This is a genomic window from Pantoea sp. K16, assembly GCF_048452805.1.
Classification (GTDB): domain Bacteria; phylum Pseudomonadota; class Gammaproteobacteria; order Enterobacterales; family Enterobacteriaceae; genus Pantoea; species Pantoea agglomerans.
Genome location: NZ_JBLWNV010000014.1, coordinates 25,191 through 43,423, shown reverse-complemented (window position 1 = coordinate 43,423; position 18,233 = coordinate 25,191). Strand labels below are relative to the sequence as shown.

Sequence of the window (18,233 nt, the reverse complement as noted above, 5' to 3'; positions counted from 1 at the left end):
CGACTGTTCTCCCTCACGCTATGCGCAGTCAGAGTTCGCTCTGTTTGTGGAAACCGTCTTTCACCACGGTGCTTTCAATATTGTCTTTGTTGACCGGAATCGGCTTCAGCAGCCGTGACGGAACCTCTTTCAGACCATTATTCAGCGTGCTGTTGCTGGCAGGTGTTTTGCCCTCGCCCAGCTCGACGGCAATTTTCGCCGCTTCGGTGGCGAGCTCAGTGATCGGTTTGTAAACCGTCATGGTCTGGGTGCCCGCTTTGATACGCTTAATGGCTGCCAGATCGGCATCCTGACCGGAGATCGCCACTTTTCCTGCCAGCCCCTGCGCGCTCAGCGCCTGAATCGCGCCGCCTGCGGTGGCATCGTTAGAGGCCACCACCGCATCGATATGGTTGCCGTTGGCGGTCAGGGCATTTTCCATAATTTTCAGGGCATTTTCCGGCAGCCAGGCATCGACCCACTGGTCGCCAACAATTTTAATGCTGCCGTTATCAATATAGGGTTTTAACACCTTCATCTGTCCGGCACGAAACAGGCGTGCGTTATTATCCACAGGCGATCCGCCCATTAAAAAATAGTTGCCCTTAGGCACCTGTTTCACAATGCTCTCGGCCTGAAGCTCGCCCACTTTTTCATTATCGAAAGAGATATAAAAGTCGATATCGGCATTATTTATCATTCGGTCATACGCCAGCACTTTAATGCCTTCCCGTTTCGCTTCAGCGACAACATTACTCAATACCTGACCGTTGTAGGGAATAATCACCAGCACATCGACACCGCGATTGATCATATTTTCAATCTGCGACATCTGTGTCTCTTCGTTGCCGTTGGCTGACTGAACAAACACCTTCGCGCCCAGCGTCTCAGCCTGTTTTACGAAAATGTCGCGGTCTTTCTGCCAGCGTTCGAGTCGCAAATCGTCAATCGCCATGCCGATCTTCACTTCTTTTGCCACGCTGGTCTGGCTGAACAGCGCCAGCGCCGCACAGGCGGCGAGCAGTGCATGTTTCATCTTCATTGTGATCATCCTGTAGGTTGAGGCTATTGTCGTTTCAGGCCTATAAACCAGGCGGATGAATTGTTGCCCTTATTTTCCTGTTACAGCAATTACTGATTTTTATCCGGCTATTACGTTTTTTGGTTTATTTCATTTTTTATGAGCGCGATCGAGGTTTCATCTTTTTCGGACAAGAGAGCGATAATGGTAAACCACCCCGTAAATAACATTATTTTGCGAGCCAGCGCACAAATAATAATTATCTGACACCCGTAGTGAAATATCGTAATTGAGCTGAGACAGCAGCCAATATCAAATATTGCTTCAACGCAGGCCATTCGGGTACTGATGCTAAGGAGCAAACCATGCACGCTTATTTCGATCAGATCGATCGGGTTCGTTATGAAGGCACCCAGTCGACTCATCCTCTCGCTTTCCGCCACTACAATCCCGATGAGGTGATCCTCGGCAAGACCATGGCGGAGCATCTGCGCTTTGCCGCCTGTTACTGGCACACCTTCTGCTGGAATGGCGCGGATATGTTTGGTGTCGGCGCTTTTGATCGTCCGTGGCAGAAAAGCGGAGATGCGCTGCAGCTGGCAAAACTGAAAGCGGATGTGGCCTTTGAGTTTTTCCACAAGCTGAATGTGCCCTGGTACTGCTTCCATGACGTTGATGTCTCACCAGAAGGCGATTCGCTGCACAGCTACAAAGAGAATTTTGCCGCCATGACCGATAAACTGCTGGAGAAACAGCAGGAGACCGGCGTGAAACTGCTGTGGGGCACAGCCAACTGCTTTACCCATCCACGCTACGGAGCCGGGGCTGCCACCAATCCCGATCCTGAAGTTTTTGCCTGGGCAGCGACGCAGGTCTGCAGCGCCATGCAGGCGACCAAAACCCTGGGCGGCGAAAACTATGTGTTGTGGGGCGGACGCGAAGGGTACGAAACCCTGCTCAATACCGATCTGCGCCAGGAGCGCGAGCAGATTGGTCGCTTTATGCAGATGGTGGTCGAGCACAAACACAAAATTGGCTTCCAGGGAACGCTGCTGATCGAACCGAAACCGCAGGAGCCGACCAAACATCAGTATGACTATGATGTCGCGACGGTTTATGGCTTCCTGAAACAGTTCGGTCTGGAGAAAGAGATCAAGGTTAACGTTGAGGCGAATCACGCCACGCTGGCGGGTCACTCTTTCCATCATGAAATTGCGACGGCCATTGCGCTGGGCATTTTTGGTTCAGTGGATGCCAACCGCGGCGATCCGCAGTGCGGCTGGGATACCGATCAGTTCCCGGTCAGCGTGGAAGAGAATGCGCTGGTGATGTACGAAATCCTCAAAGCGGGCGGCTTTACCACTGGCGGCTTAAACTTTGATGCCAAAGTGCGTCGTCAGAGCACTGATAAATACGATCTCCTCTACGGTCATATTGGCGCGATGGATACCATGGCGCTGGCGCTGAAAGTCGCCGCCCGCATGATCAGCGATGGTGAACTCGATAAGCGAGTGGCACAGCGCTACAGCGGCTGGAATGGTGAGTTCGGCCAGCAAATTTTGAAAGGTGAGTTTTCACTGGAGGCACTGGCGGCGCATGCTCAGCAGCAGCAGCTCAATCCGCAGCATCAGAGCGGACGTCAGGAGCAGCTGGAAAATCTGGTGAATCACTACCTGTTTGATTTCTAACCCTTCAGGAGCAGAGCATGTTTATCGGGATCGATTTAGGCACCTCTGGCGTCAAAGTGGTGCTGATGGATGCACAAGGCAACGTGGTGGCGACGGAAACAGCGCCGCTGCAGGTTTCGCGTCCGCAGCCATTGTGGAGCGAGCAGGATCCCGAAAGCTGGTGGCAGGCGCTGGATTTGACCATGCAGGCGCTGAGCGCGCAGCAGGATCTGCGCGCGGTGCAGGCCATCGGGCTGAGCGGACAGATGCATGGTGCAACGCTGCTCAACAGTGCAAACCAGGTATTACGACCGGCCATGCTCTGGAATGATGGGCGCAGCGAGGCGCAGTGCCGTGAGCTGGAACAGAAGGTGCCGGATTCGCGGGCGATCACCGGCAACCTGATGATGCCCGGCTTCACGGCTCCTAAGCTGCTGTGGGTTCAGCAACATGAACCGGCAATATTCAATCAGATCGCTCACGTGCTGTTGCCCAAAGATTACCTGCGCTGGCGATTGAGTGGCGACTTCGCCACTGATATGTCAGATGCAGCAGGCACAATGTGGCTGGATGTGGCACGGCGTGACTGGAGCGATGTGATGCTGCGCGCCTGCGACCTCAGCCGCGATCAGATGCCGCAACTCTATGAGGGCAATGCCCTGACCGGCACCTTACATGCCGAACTGGCCACACGCTGGAAGATGAACGCCGTGCCGCTGGCGGCGGGCGGTGGCGACAATGCTGCGGGTGCGATTGGTGTCGGCATGACCGAACCAGGTCAGGGCATGCTGTCGCTGGGTACGTCGGGCGTCTACTTCGTGGTGAGCGACGGCTATCTCAGCAATCCGCAGCGCGCGGTACACAGCTTCTGTCATGCGTTACCCCAGCGCTGGCATCTGATGTCGGTGATGCTCAGCGCAGCCTCCTGTCTGGACTGGGCAGCGACGCTGACCGGTTGCAGAGATGTTCCTGAGCTGCTGGCTGAAGCTGAACGCGCACGCGATGACCTGCCCGGCCTGTGGTTTCTGCCCTATCTTTCCGGTGAGCGCACGCCGCACAATAACCCGAATGCCCGCGGTGCTTTCTTTGGCTTTACCCATCAGCATAGCCGTCCCGAGCTGGCGAGAGCGGTGCTGGAAGGCGTCGGGTTTGCGCTGGCGGAGGGCATGGACGCGCTGCACGACTGCGGCGTTCAGCCAAAGAGCATTATGTTGATCGGCGGCGGCGCACGCAGTGCACTGTGGCGTCAGATGCTGGCAGACATCAGTGGTCAGACACTGGATTACTGTCATGGCGGTGAGGTTGGCCCGGCGCTGGGAGCCGCCAGGCTGGCACAGCAGGCGCTGGATGCAGAGGTCACCGTGCCGACCCCGGTTCTGGTGCAGCGACACCAGCCGGATCCGGCCCGGGTAGCGCACTACCAGCCGCGTCGGGAGACCTTTGCGACGCTGTATCAACAGCTCCTGCCGCTGATGAAGTAAACCTGCGAGAACGCTCTGCCTGTTATGAATTTAAATCGCCTGTTAACGGATCCCCCTGCCATGTAATGCCAGGGGGGTAATGAAGGCAGAACAGGTGATCGTGAGCCATATTACTGACCCGGAATGGCCGGGATGACACTTACCCAGCCATACCATCACGGTAGCATCAGCCAATCGCGCCCAGCGTATCTTCCTGACCCTGTTTCTTCGGCAGCAGGAACAGCGTCGCTGCAATATCCAGCAGATAAATCAGCGCCAGCAGGGTAATCGCCGCCGTAAACGAGAACTGGCTCGCCAGCAGACCAATCACCACCGGGCCGAAGCCGCCCACACCGCGGCCAAGGTTGAACAGGACGTTTTGCGCGGTGGCACGCACCTGCGGCGGAAAGGTATCGGAAATCAGCGCGCCATAACCGCCAATCATGCCGTTAACAAACATCCCCATGATCGCGCCGGTAAATAACATGATGTTCGGGTCGCGCAGCTGAGCATACACCACCACCATCACTACTGCGCCAAACTGATAGAGCAGGAAGATTTTCCAGCGAGCGAAGCGGTCGGCCAGTACGCCAAACAGCCAGATGCCAAAGGTCATCCCGACCACGGTCACCGCGGTCCAGAGGCCCGACTTCGTCAGGCTGAAGCCAAAGCTGGAGGAGAGGTAACTCGGCATCCAGATCATCAGCCCGTAGTAACCAAAGTTCTGTACTGAACAGAGGATAAAAATGCCCAGGCTGGCTTTGGCGGTGGCGCGATCGCGCACCAGCAGTTTCAGGCGCGCCGGAAAAGAGAGTGACGGCACATGTTTAACCTGCCGTTGATACGCCTCCGGTTCACCCATGCCGCGACGAATGGCAAACGAGACCAGCGCAGGCAACAAGCCGACCAGAAACATGCCGCGCCAGCCGATGATAGTCAGCAGCGGCGGTGTGATAAAGGCCGCCATCAGCACCCCGAGTTGCCAGCCGATGCCAACCCACGCTGATGCGCGATTGCGCTTCTCCGCCGGCCAGGCTTCGGCAATCAGCGCCATGCCGATACCAAATTCGCCACCCAGACCAACACCCGCCAGCGTTCGCCAGGCGAGCAGATCCCAGTAGCCCTGCGCCACCGCGCACAGCCCGGTAAAGACCGAGAAGACCAGAATCGTGACGGTGAGCATGCGGATGCGGCCATAGCGGTCGCTGAGATGACCAAATACGATGCCACCGATAACCGCGCCAATCAGCGTCCAGGTCACCAGCGATCCCGCCTGTGATGGATTGAGCGCCAGCGAAACACTGATAGCCGGCAGCATAAAGCCGAGTATCAGCAGGTCAAATCCATCCATGGCATAACCGCTGACCGCAGCCAGCATCGCTTTGCCTGGCGTTACGCCGGGCTTAGATTGGGGAGAAGGGGACATCGTTGCGCACCTCATAAAGAAAAGTGCCGCAATTATAGAGAGAGTTCAGGATGTGACCAATTGAAAAGGCTTATCCCTGCGCCGATCAGGCGCAGGAAGAAGATTTATCAGGAAGGTCTGTTGCTACCGTCGTCGCCCGACAGTAATTCATCGAGCCGGTCACCGCCAACGTGACGGAAATCCTGACCTTTGACGAAATAGAAGATGATTTCGCAGATGTTCTGGCAACGATCGCCGATACGCTCAATGGCGCGGGCACAGAACAGCGCCGTCAGCACACTGGGAATGGTGCGCGGATCTTCCATCATGTAGGTCATCAGCTGACGCACAATGCCTTCGTACTCTTTATCCACCTTTTTATCTTCACGGTAGATAGTGATCGCTTCATTGAGATCCATGCGTGCAAAAGCGTCCAGCACATCATGCAGCATCTGCACGGTGTGACGACCCAGTGACTCAAGGCTGACCAGCAGCGGCAAATGCTGCTGACCAAACTTCTCCAGCGCCGTGCGGCTGATCTTCTCCGCCACGTCGCCAATCCGTTCCAGCTCAGAAATAGCTTTGATGATCGCCATCACCAGTCGCAAATCGATCGCGGTTGGCTGACGTTTGGCGATGATGCGCACGCAGGCTTCATCAATCTCCACTTCCATCATATTGACCTTCTGGTCACCGTCGATCACCCGCTGCGCCAGTTCGCCATCCAGATTATGCATGGCGGTAATCGCATCGGTCAGCTGCTGCTCGACCATACCGCCCATGATCATCACCTGGGTACGGATATGCTCCAGCTCGGCATTGAACTGACCGGATATGTGCTTATTCAGATTAAGATTATCCATGTCGATCTCCTGTCAGATCAGCCGTAGCGGCCAGTTATATAATCTTCGGTTTGCTTCTGGGCGGGTTTAGTGAACAGCGTGTCGGTATCGCTGAACTCAATCAGTTCGCCCAGATACATGAAAGCCGTATGGTCAGAGCAGCGTGCAGCCTGTTGCATGTTGTGCGTCACGATCACCACGGTGTAATCCTGTTTCAGCTCGGTGATCAGCTCCTCAATACGGCCAGTAGAGATAGGATCAAGCGCAGAGCAGGGCTCATCCAGCAGTAAGACTTCCGGGCGAATCGCGATACCGCGGGCAATGCACAGACGCTGCTGCTGGCCGCCGGAGAGACTGTAACCGCTCTGATGCAGCTTGTCTTTGGTTTCATTCCACAGCGCGGCTTTGGTCAGCGCCCACTGTACGCGCGCATCCATATCTGCACGCGACAGCTTTTCAAACAGGCGAACACCAAAGGCGATGTTGTCATAGATCGACATCGGGAACGGCGTAGGCTTCTGAAACACCATGCCGACCCGGGCGCGCAGCAGCGCGATATCCTGCTGAGTCGCCAGAATGTTTTCGCCATCCAGCAGAATGTCCCCTTCAGCCCGCTGATCCGGATAGAGCGAGTACATTTTGTTGAAGGTCCGCAGCAGGGTCGACTTACCACAGCCCGATGGCCCGATAAACGCAGTCACCTGATTCTTAGCGATATCCAGATTGATGTTCTTCAGCGCATGATATTTGCCGTAATAGAAGTTCAGATTACGGACCTGAATTTTATCGGCTGATGCTGTCGCGATACTCATAATTCATCTCTCTTATACGGCGCCGCACAGGGCCGCGCCGGAAATTAACCGTGTTTACCTTTGGCGAAAATCACCCGCGCCACGATGTTCAGCACCAGCACGCACAGGGTAATAATCAGCACGCCCGCCCAGGCCAGGCTCTGCCATTCTGCGAACGGGCTCATGGCGAACTTAAAGATGGTGACCGGCAGGTTCGCCAGCGGCTGCATCATGTCGGTGCTCCAGAACTGGTTCGAGAGCGCCGTGAACAGCAGCGGTGCCGTTTCACCTGCAATGCGCGCAATCGCCAGCAGCACACCCGTGATGATGCCGGAGACCGACGCTTTCAGGGTGATTGACGCGATCATCTTCCACTTGGGCGTACCCAGCGCGTAAGCCGCTTCACGCATGCTGTCTGGCACCAGTCGCATCATGTTTTCAGTGGTACGAATAACAATCGGCACCTGCAGCAGCGCCAGCGCAATCACCCCGGCCCAGCCGGAGAAGTGCTGCATCTGCGACACCACAAGGGTGTAGACGAACAGGCCGACCACAATCGAGGGTGCCGAAAGCAGAATGTCGTTAATAAAGCGGATCACTTCTGCCAGTGGCGACTTGCGCCCATATTCCGCCAGATAGATACCCGCCATGATGCCCAGCGGTGTGCCGAAGAAGGTAGACCAGAAAATCAGTAATCCGCTGCCTGCCAGGGCGTTAGCCAGCCCGCCGCCCGCGGTATTGGGTGGTGGCGTTGATTCGGTGAACAGGGACCAGGAGAGCCCATCCACGCCGCGCGATACGGTGGTGAACAGGATCCACACCAGCCAGAACAGGCCAAAAGCCATGGTCAGCAGCGACAGCGTCAGCGCAATTTTATTTTTAGTGCTGCGCCAGGACTGCATTTTACGGCGTGATGCGTCCAGTTCAGCGCGCGCCTGAATTTCAATTGTGGTCATGAGCGCGCTCCTTCACTTTTCGCCAGCCGCATAATCATCAGCTTTGAAATCGCCAGCACGATAAAGGTAATCACAAACAGGATCAGTCCCAGCTCCATCAGCGCGGCGACGTGCACGCCCGATTCCGCTTCAGCGAACTCGTTGGCCAGCGCCGAGGTGATGCTGTTACCCGGCATAAACAGTGACGGGCTGTCGAGCTGGTAGGTGTTGCCGATAATAAAAGTCACCGCCATGGTTTCACCCAGCGCACGACCCAGTCCGAGCATCACACCGCCAATCACGCCATTTTTGGTAAAGGGCAGTACGATGCGCCAGATCACTTCCCAGGTGGTGCAGCCGATGCCGTAGGCTGACTCTTTCATCATCACCGGGGTCTGCTCAAAGACGTCGCGCATGACCGAGGCGATGTAAGGGATGATCATGATCGCCAGAATCACACCCGCCGCGAGGATGCCGATACCGAAAGCGGGGCCGGAGAAAAGCTCGCCGACAATCGGAATGCCCGATATCACGTCATTGACCGGTGTCTGGAAGTATTCGGCAAACAGCGGCGCGAAAACAAACAGACCCCACATGCCATAAACAATACTGGGAATGGCCGCCAGCAGCTCAATGGCGGTGCCCAGCGGGCGACGCAGCCAGCCTGGCGCGAGTTCGGTCAGGAACAGCGCGATACCAAAACTCACCGGTACTGCGATAATCAGGGCAATAATGGAGGTCACAAGGGTGCCGTAGATCGGTACCAGTGCACCAAATTGTTCGTTGGGCGCATCCCAGGTTTTGGTCCACAAAAAGGCGAAACCAAACTTCTGGATGCTGGGCCACGAGGAGATGATCAGGGAGACAATAATGCCGCCCATCAGTAACAGGACAATCAGCGCAGCCAGCCTGACCAGCGCGCCAAAAATTCTGTCACCTTGTTTGCCTGGGGCTTTGAATGCCGGCTTCGTTGCAGCCATAGAAGTCTCAGTCTTCAGAAGTTATCAGGACGGCATGACGCCGCCCGTTGAGTCTGACCGGACTGCTGTCCGGTCAGGGTCGGTCAATTACTGATAAAGCGCTTTACCAGAACTGTCTTTGATGTTGGCTTTCCAGGCGGCGCGAATCTGTTCAGTCACGCTCTCTGGCAGCGCAGCATAATCCAGCGCTGTGGCGGTTTTGCTGCCGCTTTTGTAAGCCCAGTCGAAGAATTTCAGTACTTCAGCGCCTTTGGCCGCATTAGCCTGATCTTTGTAGATCAGAATAAAGGTGGTTGACGAGATTGGCCAGGCATCAGCGCCCTTCTGGAAGGTCAGATCCTGCGCGAACGATTTGCTCCAGTCAGCGCCTTTCGCGGCATTACTGAAGCTGGTTTCGCTTGGGGCGACCGCTTTACCATCGGCATCGATCAGTTTGGTGTAGGTCAGGTTATTCTGTTTGGCGTAGGCGTACTCCACGTAGCCGATTGAACCCGGCAGACGCTGAACAAACGCGGCGACGCCGTCGTTGCCTTTGCCGCCCAGACCGACCGGCCAGTTGACGGTGTTACCTTTACCAATTTTGCTGTTCCAGTCCGGGTTCACTTTCGCCAGATAGCTGGTGAACACGAACGAGGTGCCTGAACCGTCAGCGCGACGTACCACGTTGATGTTGGTCTCTGGCAGTTTCACGCCTGGGTTAAGTTTGGCAATCGCCGGGTCGTTCCACTTTTTGATGGTGCCGAGGTAGATATCACCGACGGTTTTGCCATCCAGCGTCAGCTGACCTGACTTGATACCCGGCAGGTTAACCGCCAGCACTACGCCACCGATCACGGTAGGGAACTGGAACAGGCCATTTTTCTGCAGATCTTCATCTTTCATTGGCGCATCGGACGCACCGAAATCGACGGTTTTAGCGATGATCTGTTTCACGCCGCCAGATGAACCGATACCCTGGTAGTTAACTTTGCTACCGGTGGCTTTTTGATATTCTGCTGCCCACTTGGCATAAACCGGCGCCGGGAACGTCCCGCCTGCGCCAGTGAGATCGGTTGCCGCAAAAGCAGATACCGCGCTTACGGCGAAGGTGGTGGCGAGGATTCGGGCTACGGTGCTACGCATCAGTGTCATATTCCCTCCAGGGGAGAAAAGTCAGGCTTGGGGCCGTTTTAGTAAGAATCTGTGATTGCTGCAGGAGGGAAAATAGGACAGTTTGATGACAGTGAAATGTACGAAATATGACAGTTATATGACAGAGGGCCAGAGCAAAGTGGGCCCGCGACGGGGCCCACCCGGTTATTCCACAGTAACCGATTTTGCCAGGTTACGTGGCTGATCGACGTCGGTCCCTTTGATCAGGGCGACGTGATAGGAGAGTAACTGTAGCGGCACCGTGTAGAAGATGGGCGCAATGACCTCTTCGACATGCGGCAACGGGATGATCTTCATGCCGTCACTGTCGCTGAAGCCCGCATCCTGATCGGCAAAGACATAAAGCAGGCCACCGCGTGCGCGTACCTCTTCGATGTTGGATTTGAGCTTCTCCAGCAGTTCGTTGTTAGGTGCCACCACGATTACCGGCATATCCGCATCAATCAGCGCCAGCGGGCCATGTTTCAGCTCGCCTGCGGCGTAGGCTTCCGCATGAATGTAGGAGATCTCCTTGAGCTTCAGCGCCCCTTCCATGGCAATCGGATATTGATCGCCACGACCCAGGAACAGCGCGTGATGCTTGTCAGAGAAGCCTTCTGCCAGATTTTCAATCAGCTTATCCTGCGCCAGCATCTGCTCAATCCGGTTCGGCAACGCCTGCAGTGCATGAACGATCTCATGTTCAGTCTCGGCAGACATCCCTTTCAGACGGCCCAGTTTCGCCACCAGCATCAGCAGCACCGCTAACTGGGTGGTGAACGCTTTGGTAGAGGCGACGCCTATTTCGGTGCCCGCTTTGGTCATCAGCGCCAGGTCAGATTCCCGCACCAGTGATGAACCGGCCACGTTACAGACCGCCAGCGAGCCCAGGTAGCCCAGCTCTTTAGAGAGACGCAGCGCCGCCAGGGTATCTGCCGTTTCACCCGACTGCGACAGGGTGATCAGCAGGCTGTTTTTGCGCACCGCTGATTTACGGTAGCGGAATTCCGAGGCAATCTCGACATCACAGGGCAGGTTTGCCAGCGACTCAAACCAGTAGCGTGACACCATGCCGGAGTTGTAGGAGGTGCCGCAGGCGATAATCTGGATATGCTCAACCTGGCTCAGCAGCGCTTCTGCGCCCGCGCCCAGTTCGCTGAGATCAACCTGACCCTGGCTGAACCGACCGCTCAGGGTGCTTTTCAGCGCCATGGGCTGTTCGTAGATCTCTTTCTGCATGTAGTGACGGTAAATGCCTTTGTCACCGGCATCATATTGCAGGTTCGACTCGATCTCGGCACGGGTCACGGTGTTGCCTTCACGGTCGATCACCGTGACATCGCGACGGCTGATCTCGGCGATATCACCCTCTTCCAGATAGATGAACCGACGGGTCACTGGCAGCAGGGCCAGCTGATCCGAGGCGATAAAGTTTTCGCCCATGCCACGACCAATCACCAGCGGGCTGCCGGAACGGGCCGCCACCAGCAGTGACGGATCGCGGCTGTCCATGATCACCATGCCATAGGCACCGCGCAGCTGCGGAATCACACGCAGTACGACTTCACGCAGCGAACCGCCCTGCTTCTGCTCCCAGTGAACCAGATGCGCCACCACTTCGGTGTCCGTTTCAGAGGCAAAGACATAACCGCGCGCGATCAGTTCAGCACGCAATGGCTCATGATTTTCAATGATGCCGTTGTGCACGATGATGATGTGCTCTGAGACGTGCGGATGCGCGTTCGCTTCCGACGGCTCGCCATGGGTTGCCCAGCGCGTGTGCGCGATGCCGGTGCCACCAATCAGCGGTTGCTGCTCAGCGGCTTCCGCCAGTTTCTGCACTTTCCCTAAACGCCGCAGGCGCGTGACGTGCCCCTGACGATCGACCACGGCCAGACCGGCCGAATCATATCCGCGATATTCAAGACGACGCAGACCTTCCAGCAGAATCTCTGCGATATCACGTTGCGCTACTGCACCAACAATTCCACACATAATGATGTTTTCCTGACTACATGGCTTTTCGCCACTTCTGTTGTCATGCGACCTGATATCCGGCTTTGCCGGTTCCCCGAGCCTTGTAGAGAGTGGGGATTATAGTTTTGGCACTGCACTGCATCGGCCCGCATTAAAGCGGGCCGTTAAAAATTTATTTTTTCTTCTGTGGGCGCTGCCAGTCCGCTTTGTGATTCTGCTCTTTACGGTTATAGACCAGACCGGCCTGGGTCACATCTTTCATGATGGTCGTGCCCGCCGCAATGGTGGTCCCTGCCGCGATGCTGACAGGCGCCACCAGCTGGGTATCTGAGCCCACAAATACGTCATCGCCAATTACGGTTTTGAATTTGTTCGCACCGTCGTAGTTGCAGGTAATGGTGCCTGCACCGATATTTACGTTGTCGCCAATCTCCGCATCACCGAGATAGGAGAGGTGCCCCGCTTTCGATCCTCTGCCCAGACGCGCTTTCTTCATTTCGACGAAGTTGCCCACGTGGGCGGCATCGGCCAGTTCGCTGCCAGGACGCAGACGGGCAAAAGGTCCGACGGTGCAGGCAGTGGCGAGATTCGCATCCTCGATCACCGAATAGGGGCTGATTTCACAGTCATCGCCAATCACACTGTTTTTGATAATGCAGCCCGCGCCGATTCTGACGCGTGCGCCCAGCGTGACCTGGCCTTCAATAATGACGTTGGTGTCAATTTCAACATCCCGTCCGTGCGTCAGCGTCCCGCGCAGGTCAAAACGGGCCGGATCGCGCAGCATCACGCCAGCCAGCAGCAGCCTTTCCGCCTGTTCGGCCTGGTAAGTGCGCTCTAATGTCGCCAGCTGCAGCCGGTTGTTGACGCCATCGGTTTCACTGATGCGTGCCGGATGAACCGCGTTGATTACCCGACCTTCCTGATGCGCCAGCGCGATAATATCGGTGATGTAATACTCACCCTGCGCATTATTGTTGGTGAGCTGCGCCAGCCAGCGTTTTAAATCGCCGCCGTTGGCGATCAGAATGCCGGTGTTGATCTCTTTAATGGTGAGCTGCGCCGGGCTGGCATCTTTCTGTTCGATAATGCCGGTGATGGTGTCGTTCTCACGCACAATGCGGCCATAGCCGGTTGGGTCATCCAGTACCACGGTGAGTAAGCCAATGCCGCCCTGCGGTTTTGCTTCGCGCAGCCGCTGTAGTGTCGCCTGAGAGATCAGCGGCACGTCACCGTAAAGCATCATGATATCTTCATCATCCGCGAATGCAGGCGCTGCCTGCTGCATCGCATGGCCAGTGCCGAGCTGCTCGGCCTGCAGTACCCAGTTGAGCGAGCTGTCAGTGAGGGTCGCCTTCAGGCGATCGCCGCCGTGACCATAAACCAGATGGACCTGCTGTGCGCCCAGCCCTTTAGCCGCGTCAATCACATGCTGAACCATGGGTTTGCCTGCCAGCGTATGCAGAACTTTAGGCAGATCGGAATACATACGGGTGCCCTTGCCAGCAGCAAGGATCACCACACTCATCGCACTGTTAGACATAACTATCCTGAGTGAATTTTTACGGGTGAAAGTAAAACGGTTTGAGATTGAGATTACTACATTTTTCTCAGGCCGAAATTAGGCGGACAGGCAGATCAGGCGCAGCAGACAAAAAAAATGCCAGCCCGAGGGCTGGCATTTCATGACGCATAAAGCTGGATTACATCGCTTTTTTGGTCAGTTCGATCACGCGCAGTTTAGCAATGGCTTTCGCCAGCTCGGCAGAGGCCTGAGCATAGTCCACGTCGCCGTGGCTGCTGTTCATATGGTCTTCTGCTTTGCGTTTTGCTTCCAGAGCGCGCGCTTCGTCCAGATCGGTACCGCGGATAGCGGTATCGGCCAGAACGGTGCTGCTGCCCGGTTGCACTTCCAGCACGCCGCCAGAGAGGTAGATAAACTCCTCTTCGCCGTGCTGTTTCACGATACGGATCATTCCAGGCTTAATGGCAGTCAGCAGCGGCGCATGGCCAGGGAAAATCCCCAGTTCACCTTCGCTACCTGACACCTGAATTTTCTGTACCAGACCAGAGAACAACTGCTCCTCTGCGCTGACCACATCCAGGTGATAAGTCATAGCCATAATCTTCCTCCCGGGAAACCGTTATTACAGTTTCTTCGCTTTTTCCACGGCTTCTTCGATGGCGCCAACCATGTAGAAGGCCTGCTCTGGCAGGTGGTCAAACTCACCTTCCATGATGCCTTTAAAGCCACGGATAGTGTCTTTCAGCGTCACGTATTTGCCCGGTGAACCGGTGAATACTTCTGCAACGAAGAACGGCTGAGACAGGAAGCGCTGAATCTTACGCGCACGTGCCACCAGCAGTTTGTCTTCTTCAGACAGCTCATCCATACCGAGGATGGCGATGATGTCTTTCAGTTCCTGATAACGCTGCAGCAGTGACTGAACGCCACGTGCAACATCATAGTGCTCCTGACCGACAACCAGCGGATCCAGCTGACGGCTGGTAGAATCCAGCGGGTCAACGGCCGGGTAGATACCCAGAGAGGCGATCTGACGGCTCAGCGTTACCGTTGAGTCTAAGTGCGCAAAGGTAGTTGCTGGTGATGGGTCAGTCAGGTCATCCGCAGGGACGTAAACGGCCTGTACGGAGGTGATTGAACCGGTCTTGGTGGAGGTAATACGCTCCTGCAACACACCCATCTCTTCTGCCAGCGTTGGCTGGTAACCTACCGCAGATGGCATACGACCCAGCAGTGCAGAAACTTCTGTACCGGCCAGGGTATAACGGTAGATGTTATCGATGAACAGCAGAACGTCGCGGCCTTCATCACGGAATTTTTCCGCCATGGTCAGACCGGTCAGTGCTACGCGCAGACGGTTACCCGGCGGCTCGTTCATCTGGCCATAGACCAGTGCAACTTTATCGATAACGTTAGAGTCAGTCATTTCGTGGTAGAAGTCGTTACCCTCACGAGTACGCTCACCCACACCGGCAAACACTGAGTAACCTGAGTGTTCAGCCGCGATGTTACGGATCAGTTCCATCATGTTGACGGTTTTACCTACACCCGCACCACCGAACAGACCGACTTTACCGCCTTTAGCAAACGGACACATCAGGTCGATAACCTTGATGCCGGTTTCCAGCAGTTCCTGCGAGTTAGACTGATCTTCATAAGAAGGGGCTGCGCGGTGAATAGAGGCGATCTCTACTGCGCTGCCATCTTCTTCTTTCAGCTCGCCTTTCATATCGATTGGCTCGCCGAGAACGTTCATGATACGGCCCAGGGTCGCTTTACCGACGGGTACCTGAATCGGTTTCTGCAGGTCGTTGACGCTCAGACCACGCTTCAGGCCGTCAGACGTACCCATTGCGATGGTACGTACTACGCCGCCGCCGAGCTGCTGCTGAACTTCCAGCACCAGACGCGCATCACCATTCATAACCTCGAGGGCGCTGTACACTTGCGGTACCGCGTCCTGAGGGAATTCGACGTCAACAACGGCGCCGATAATCTGGACAATCTTTCCAGTTGCCATCTTGAATCCTCTACCTAATTCCAAACCTGGTTAAACCGCGGAGGCTCCACCGACAATCTCGGTAAGTTCCTGGGTGATGCTGGCCTGACGAGCTTTGTTGTACACCAACTGCAGCTCTTTGATCAGATTTCCGCCGTTATCGGTTGCGGCTTTCATCGCTACCATACGTGCGGCCTGCTCACTGGCCAGATTTTCCACCACACCCTGATAAACCTGCGATTCGACATAACGACGCAGCAGGGTATCCAGCAGCGCTTTCGGATCGGGTTCATACAGGTAATCCCAGGTCTTCGCCTTCATCTCTTCTTCACCTTCCGCTGGCGGTAACGGCAGCAGTTGGGTGATGGTCGGAGTCTGAGACATGGTGTTATTGAATTTGTTATTGACGATCATCAGCTTGTCGATGCGGCCTTCATCATAAGCCTGCAACATCACTTTTACCGGGCCAATCAGGTCAGACAGGGTAGGTTTATCACCCATGCCACTGACTTGCGCCACAATGTTGCCACCCACAGCATTAAAGAATGACGCCCCTTTTGAACCGATAATCGACAGATCGCTCTGCACGCCTTTATCGGACCAGGACTTCATATCCGCCAGTAACTTTTTGAACAGGTTAATGTTCAAACCACCACAAAGCCCGCGGTCAGTTGAAACGACCAGGTAGCCGACGCGCTTCACGTCGCGCTCTTCCAGGTAAGGGTGCTTGTATTCCAGATTACCCAACGCAAGGTGACCAATCACTTTGCGCATGGTTTCTGCATACGGACGGCTGGCCGCCATGCGTTCCTGCGTTTTACGCATCTTGGAGGCGGCGACCATTTCCATCGCTTTGGTGATCTTCTGCGTGTTTTTCACGCTTCCAATCTTGCTTCGTATCTCTTTTGCGCCGGCCATTAGCTTCTCCTCAAAGCCTTGCGGCCTGCCTTTTCAGACAAGCCGCCAGACATTACCAGGACTGGGTTGCTTTAAACGTCTCGACCAGGCCTTTCAGCTTGGCTTCGATATCGTTATTAAAGTTACCCGACTGGTTGATTTCAGCCATCAGCTCAGCGTGGTCGCGATCGGCGAAGGCCAGCAGTGCAGCTTCGAAGCTGCCAATTTTTGCCAGTTCAACGTCGTTCAGATAGCCACGCTCTGCAGCGAACAGAACCAGACCCTGCTGTGCGACAGACATCGGCGCATACTGTTTCTGCTTCAGCAGCTCGGTCACTTTCTGACCGTGGCTCAGCTGTTTGCGGGTTGCATCATCCAGATCAGAGGCGAACTGCGAGAATGCCGCCAGTTCACGATACTGTGCCAGCGCGGTACGGATACCACCGGACAGTTTCTTGATGATCTTGGTCTGTGCAGCACCACCTACGCGGGATACCGAAATACCTGGGTTAACGGCCGGACGAATACCGGAGTTGAACAGGTTCGATTCCAGGAAGATCTGACCATCAGTAATCGAGATTACGTTGGTCGGAACGAACGCAGAAACGTCGCCCGCCTGGGTTTCGATGATCGGCAGCGCGGTCAGTGAACCGGTTTTACCTGTCACTGCGCCATTGGTGAAACGCTCTACATAATCAGCGCTTACGCGTGATGCACGTTCCAGCAGACGGGAGTGGAGATAGAACACGTCGCCAGGGAATGCTTCACGACCTGGTGGACGGCGCAGCAGCAGAGAAATCTGACGGTACGCGACAGCCTGCTTAGAAAGGTCATCGTATACGATCAGCGCATCTTCACCGCGGTCACGGAAGTATTCGCCCATCGCACAGCCTGCGTACGGAGAGAGATACTGCAGTGCAGCAGATTCAGAAGCAGACGCCACAACAACGATGGTGTTCTGCAGTGCGCCATGCTCTTCCAGCTTACGAACCACGTTAGAGATGGTTGAGGCTTTCTGACCAATCGCAACGTAGACACACTTGATGCCTGAGTCGCGCTGGTTGATGATCGCATCGATCGCCATTGCGGTTTTACCGGTCTGACGGTCACCGATGATCAGCTCACGCTGGCCACGGCCGATTGGAATCATCGCATCGACCGACTTATAACCGGTCTGAACCGGCTGGTCGACCGACTGACGGTCGATAACACCAGGTGCAATGACTTCAACCGGTGAGAAACCGTCGTTGTCGATTGCGCCTTTACCGTCGATAGGAGCACCCAGGGTGTTCACTACGCGGCCCAGCAGGCCACGGCCTACCGGTACTTCAAGAATACGGCCAGTACACTTAACCTTCATGCCTTCGGCGAGGTCAGCGTAAGGGCCCATCACCACTGCACCAACCGAGTCACGCTCGAGGTTCAGGGCGATAGCGTAACGGTTGCCCGGCAGGGCAATCATCTCACCCTGCATGACATCGGCCAGGCCGTGTACGCGGATGATACCGTCACTTACAGAAACAATCGTACCTTCGTTGTGAGCTTCACTCACGACATTGAACTGAGCAATGCGCTGCTTGATCAGTTCGCTGATTTCGGTGGAATTCAGTTGCATATGCTCCAG

General features: G+C 55.6%; 15 protein-coding genes. 2 read left to right on the top strand and 13 right to left on the bottom strand.

Annotation, left to right across the window (positions count from 1 at the left end; all coding sequences use genetic code 11):
* Positions 1-28: 28 nt before the first annotated feature.
* A complete protein-coding gene (gene xylF, locus ACK13D_RS17950; protein WP_010258888.1) occupies positions 29-1,021 on the bottom strand; it encodes a D-xylose ABC transporter substrate-binding protein in 993 nt (330 codons plus the stop codon).
* 344 nt (positions 1,022-1,365) lie between these two features.
* On the opposite strand from xylF, the gene xylA reads away from it, so the two are divergent.
* Both xylA and xylB read left to right on the top strand, forming a co-directional pair.
* Complete coding sequence (gene xylA, locus ACK13D_RS17945; RefSeq protein WP_167430512.1) at positions 1,366-2,688, top strand: xylose isomerase; 1,323 nt, start codon at positions 1,366-1,368, stop codon at positions 2,686-2,688.
* 17 nt (positions 2,689-2,705) lie between these two features.
* The gene (xylB, locus tag ACK13D_RS17940; protein ID WP_418796968.1) at positions 2,706-4,148 is read left to right on the top strand and encodes a xylulokinase; all 1,443 of its coding nucleotides are present in this window, start codon (positions 2,706-2,708) and stop codon (positions 4,146-4,148) included.
* 166 nt (positions 4,149-4,314) lie between these two features.
* On the opposite strand, the gene ACK13D_RS17935 is transcribed toward xylB, so the two are convergent.
* The 12 genes from ACK13D_RS17935 to atpA all read right to left on the bottom strand — a co-directional run bounded on the left by ACK13D_RS17935 (position 4,315) and on the right by atpA (position 18,224).
* Positions 4,315-5,553 (bottom strand): MFS transporter, encoded by a 1,239-nt coding sequence (locus ACK13D_RS17935; protein ID WP_010258883.1) that lies wholly within the window; start codon positions 5,551-5,553, stop codon positions 4,315-4,317.
* Positions 5,554-5,660: 107 nt separating this feature from the next.
* The gene (phoU, locus tag ACK13D_RS17930; protein WP_010258881.1) at positions 5,661-6,395 is read right to left on the bottom strand and encodes a phosphate signaling complex protein PhoU; all 735 of its coding nucleotides are present in this window, start codon (positions 6,393-6,395) and stop codon (positions 5,661-5,663) included.
* 17 nt (positions 6,396-6,412) lie between these two features.
* Positions 6,413-7,186, bottom strand: coding sequence for a phosphate ABC transporter ATP-binding protein PstB (gene pstB, locus ACK13D_RS17925; RefSeq protein ID WP_010258879.1), 774 nt, complete (start codon positions 7,184-7,186; stop codon positions 6,413-6,415).
* Positions 7,187-7,230: 44 nt separating this feature from the next.
* Positions 7,231-8,121: a phosphate ABC transporter permease PstA gene (gene pstA / locus ACK13D_RS17920; RefSeq protein ID WP_010258878.1), complete on the bottom strand. Its 891-nt coding sequence runs from the start codon at positions 8,119-8,121 to the stop codon at positions 7,231-7,233.
* Positions 8,118-9,080, bottom strand: a complete 963-nt coding sequence (pstC, locus tag ACK13D_RS17915) for a phosphate ABC transporter permease PstC (protein ID WP_010258877.1) — start codon at positions 9,078-9,080, stop codon at positions 8,118-8,120. The genes pstA and pstC overlap by 4 nt, the downstream gene beginning before the upstream one ends.
* An 87-nt stretch (positions 9,081-9,167) precedes the next feature.
* The gene (gene pstS, locus ACK13D_RS17910; RefSeq protein WP_010258875.1) at positions 9,168-10,211 is read right to left on the bottom strand and encodes a phosphate ABC transporter substrate-binding protein PstS; all 1,044 of its coding nucleotides are present in this window, start codon (positions 10,209-10,211) and stop codon (positions 9,168-9,170) included.
* A gap of 165 nt (positions 10,212-10,376) precedes the next feature.
* A complete protein-coding gene (gene glmS / locus ACK13D_RS17905) occupies positions 10,377-12,206 on the bottom strand; it encodes a glutamine--fructose-6-phosphate transaminase (isomerizing) (protein WP_010672188.1) in 1,830 nt (609 codons plus the stop codon).
* 154 nt (positions 12,207-12,360) lie between these two features.
* Positions 12,361-13,731 (bottom strand): bifunctional UDP-N-acetylglucosamine diphosphorylase/glucosamine-1-phosphate N-acetyltransferase GlmU, encoded by a 1,371-nt coding sequence (gene glmU, locus ACK13D_RS17900; protein WP_323170575.1) that lies wholly within the window; start codon positions 13,729-13,731, stop codon positions 12,361-12,363.
* A gap of 160 nt (positions 13,732-13,891) precedes the next feature.
* Positions 13,892-14,311: a F0F1 ATP synthase subunit epsilon gene (locus ACK13D_RS17895; protein ID WP_010258871.1), complete on the bottom strand. Its 420-nt coding sequence runs from the start codon at positions 14,309-14,311 to the stop codon at positions 13,892-13,894.
* A 24-nt stretch (positions 14,312-14,335) separates the two neighbouring features.
* Positions 14,336-15,733: a F0F1 ATP synthase subunit beta gene (gene atpD / locus ACK13D_RS17890; protein WP_010258870.1), complete on the bottom strand. Its 1,398-nt coding sequence runs from the start codon at positions 15,731-15,733 to the stop codon at positions 14,336-14,338.
* Positions 15,734-15,763: 30 nt separating this feature from the next.
* Positions 15,764-16,630, bottom strand: a complete 867-nt coding sequence (gene atpG / locus ACK13D_RS17885; RefSeq protein WP_010258869.1) for a F0F1 ATP synthase subunit gamma — start codon at positions 16,628-16,630, stop codon at positions 15,764-15,766.
* A gap of 52 nt (positions 16,631-16,682) precedes the next feature.
* A complete protein-coding gene (gene atpA / locus ACK13D_RS17880; RefSeq protein WP_010258868.1) occupies positions 16,683-18,224 on the bottom strand; it encodes a F0F1 ATP synthase subunit alpha in 1,542 nt (513 codons plus the stop codon).
* Between the last annotated feature and the right edge of the window lie 9 nt (positions 18,225-18,233).

What these genes read in the sequence shown, in the direction of transcription:
- atpA (WP_010258868.1), bottom strand. Translation starts at nt 18,224, where the DNA reads ATGCAACTGAATTCCACCGAAATCAGCGAACTGATCAAGCAGCGCATT.
- pstB (WP_010258879.1), bottom strand. Translation starts at nt 7,186, where the DNA reads ATGAGTATCGCGACAGCATCAGCCGATAAAATTCAGGTCCGTAATCTG.
- atpD (WP_010258870.1), bottom strand. Translation starts at nt 15,733, where the DNA reads ATGGCAACTGGAAAGATTGTCCAGATTATCGGCGCCGTTGTTGACGTC.
- atpG (WP_010258869.1), bottom strand. Translation starts at nt 16,630, where the DNA reads ATGGCCGGCGCAAAAGAGATACGAAGCAAGATTGGAAGCGTGAAAAAC.
- phoU (WP_010258881.1), bottom strand. Translation starts at nt 6,395, where the DNA reads ATGGATAATCTTAATCTGAATAAGCACATATCCGGTCAGTTCAATGCC.
- xylA (WP_167430512.1), top strand. Translation starts at nt 1,366, where the DNA reads ATGCACGCTTATTTCGATCAGATCGATCGGGTTCGTTATGAAGGCACC.
- pstA (WP_010258878.1), bottom strand. Translation starts at nt 8,121, where the DNA reads ATGACCACAATTGAAATTCAGGCGCGCGCTGAACTGGACGCATCACGC.
- glmS (WP_010672188.1), bottom strand. Translation starts at nt 12,206, where the DNA reads ATGTGTGGAATTGTTGGTGCAGTAGCGCAACGTGATATCGCAGAGATT.
- xylB (WP_418796968.1), top strand. Translation starts at nt 2,706, where the DNA reads ATGTTTATCGGGATCGATTTAGGCACCTCTGGCGTCAAAGTGGTGCTG.
- pstC (WP_010258877.1), bottom strand. Translation starts at nt 9,080, where the DNA reads ATGGCTGCAACGAAGCCGGCATTCAAAGCCCCAGGCAAACAAGGTGAC.
- ACK13D_RS17895 (WP_010258871.1), bottom strand. Translation starts at nt 14,311, where the DNA reads ATGGCTATGACTTATCACCTGGATGTGGTCAGCGCAGAGGAGCAGTTG.
- ACK13D_RS17935 (WP_010258883.1), bottom strand. Translation starts at nt 5,553, where the DNA reads ATGTCCCCTTCTCCCCAATCTAAGCCCGGCGTAACGCCAGGCAAAGCG.
- glmU (WP_323170575.1), bottom strand. Translation starts at nt 13,731, where the DNA reads ATGTCTAACAGTGCGATGAGTGTGGTGATCCTTGCTGCTGGCAAGGGC.
- pstS (WP_010258875.1), bottom strand. Translation starts at nt 10,211, where the DNA reads ATGACACTGATGCGTAGCACCGTAGCCCGAATCCTCGCCACCACCTTC.
- xylF (WP_010258888.1), bottom strand. Translation starts at nt 1,021, where the DNA reads ATGAAGATGAAACATGCACTGCTCGCCGCCTGTGCGGCGCTGGCGCTG.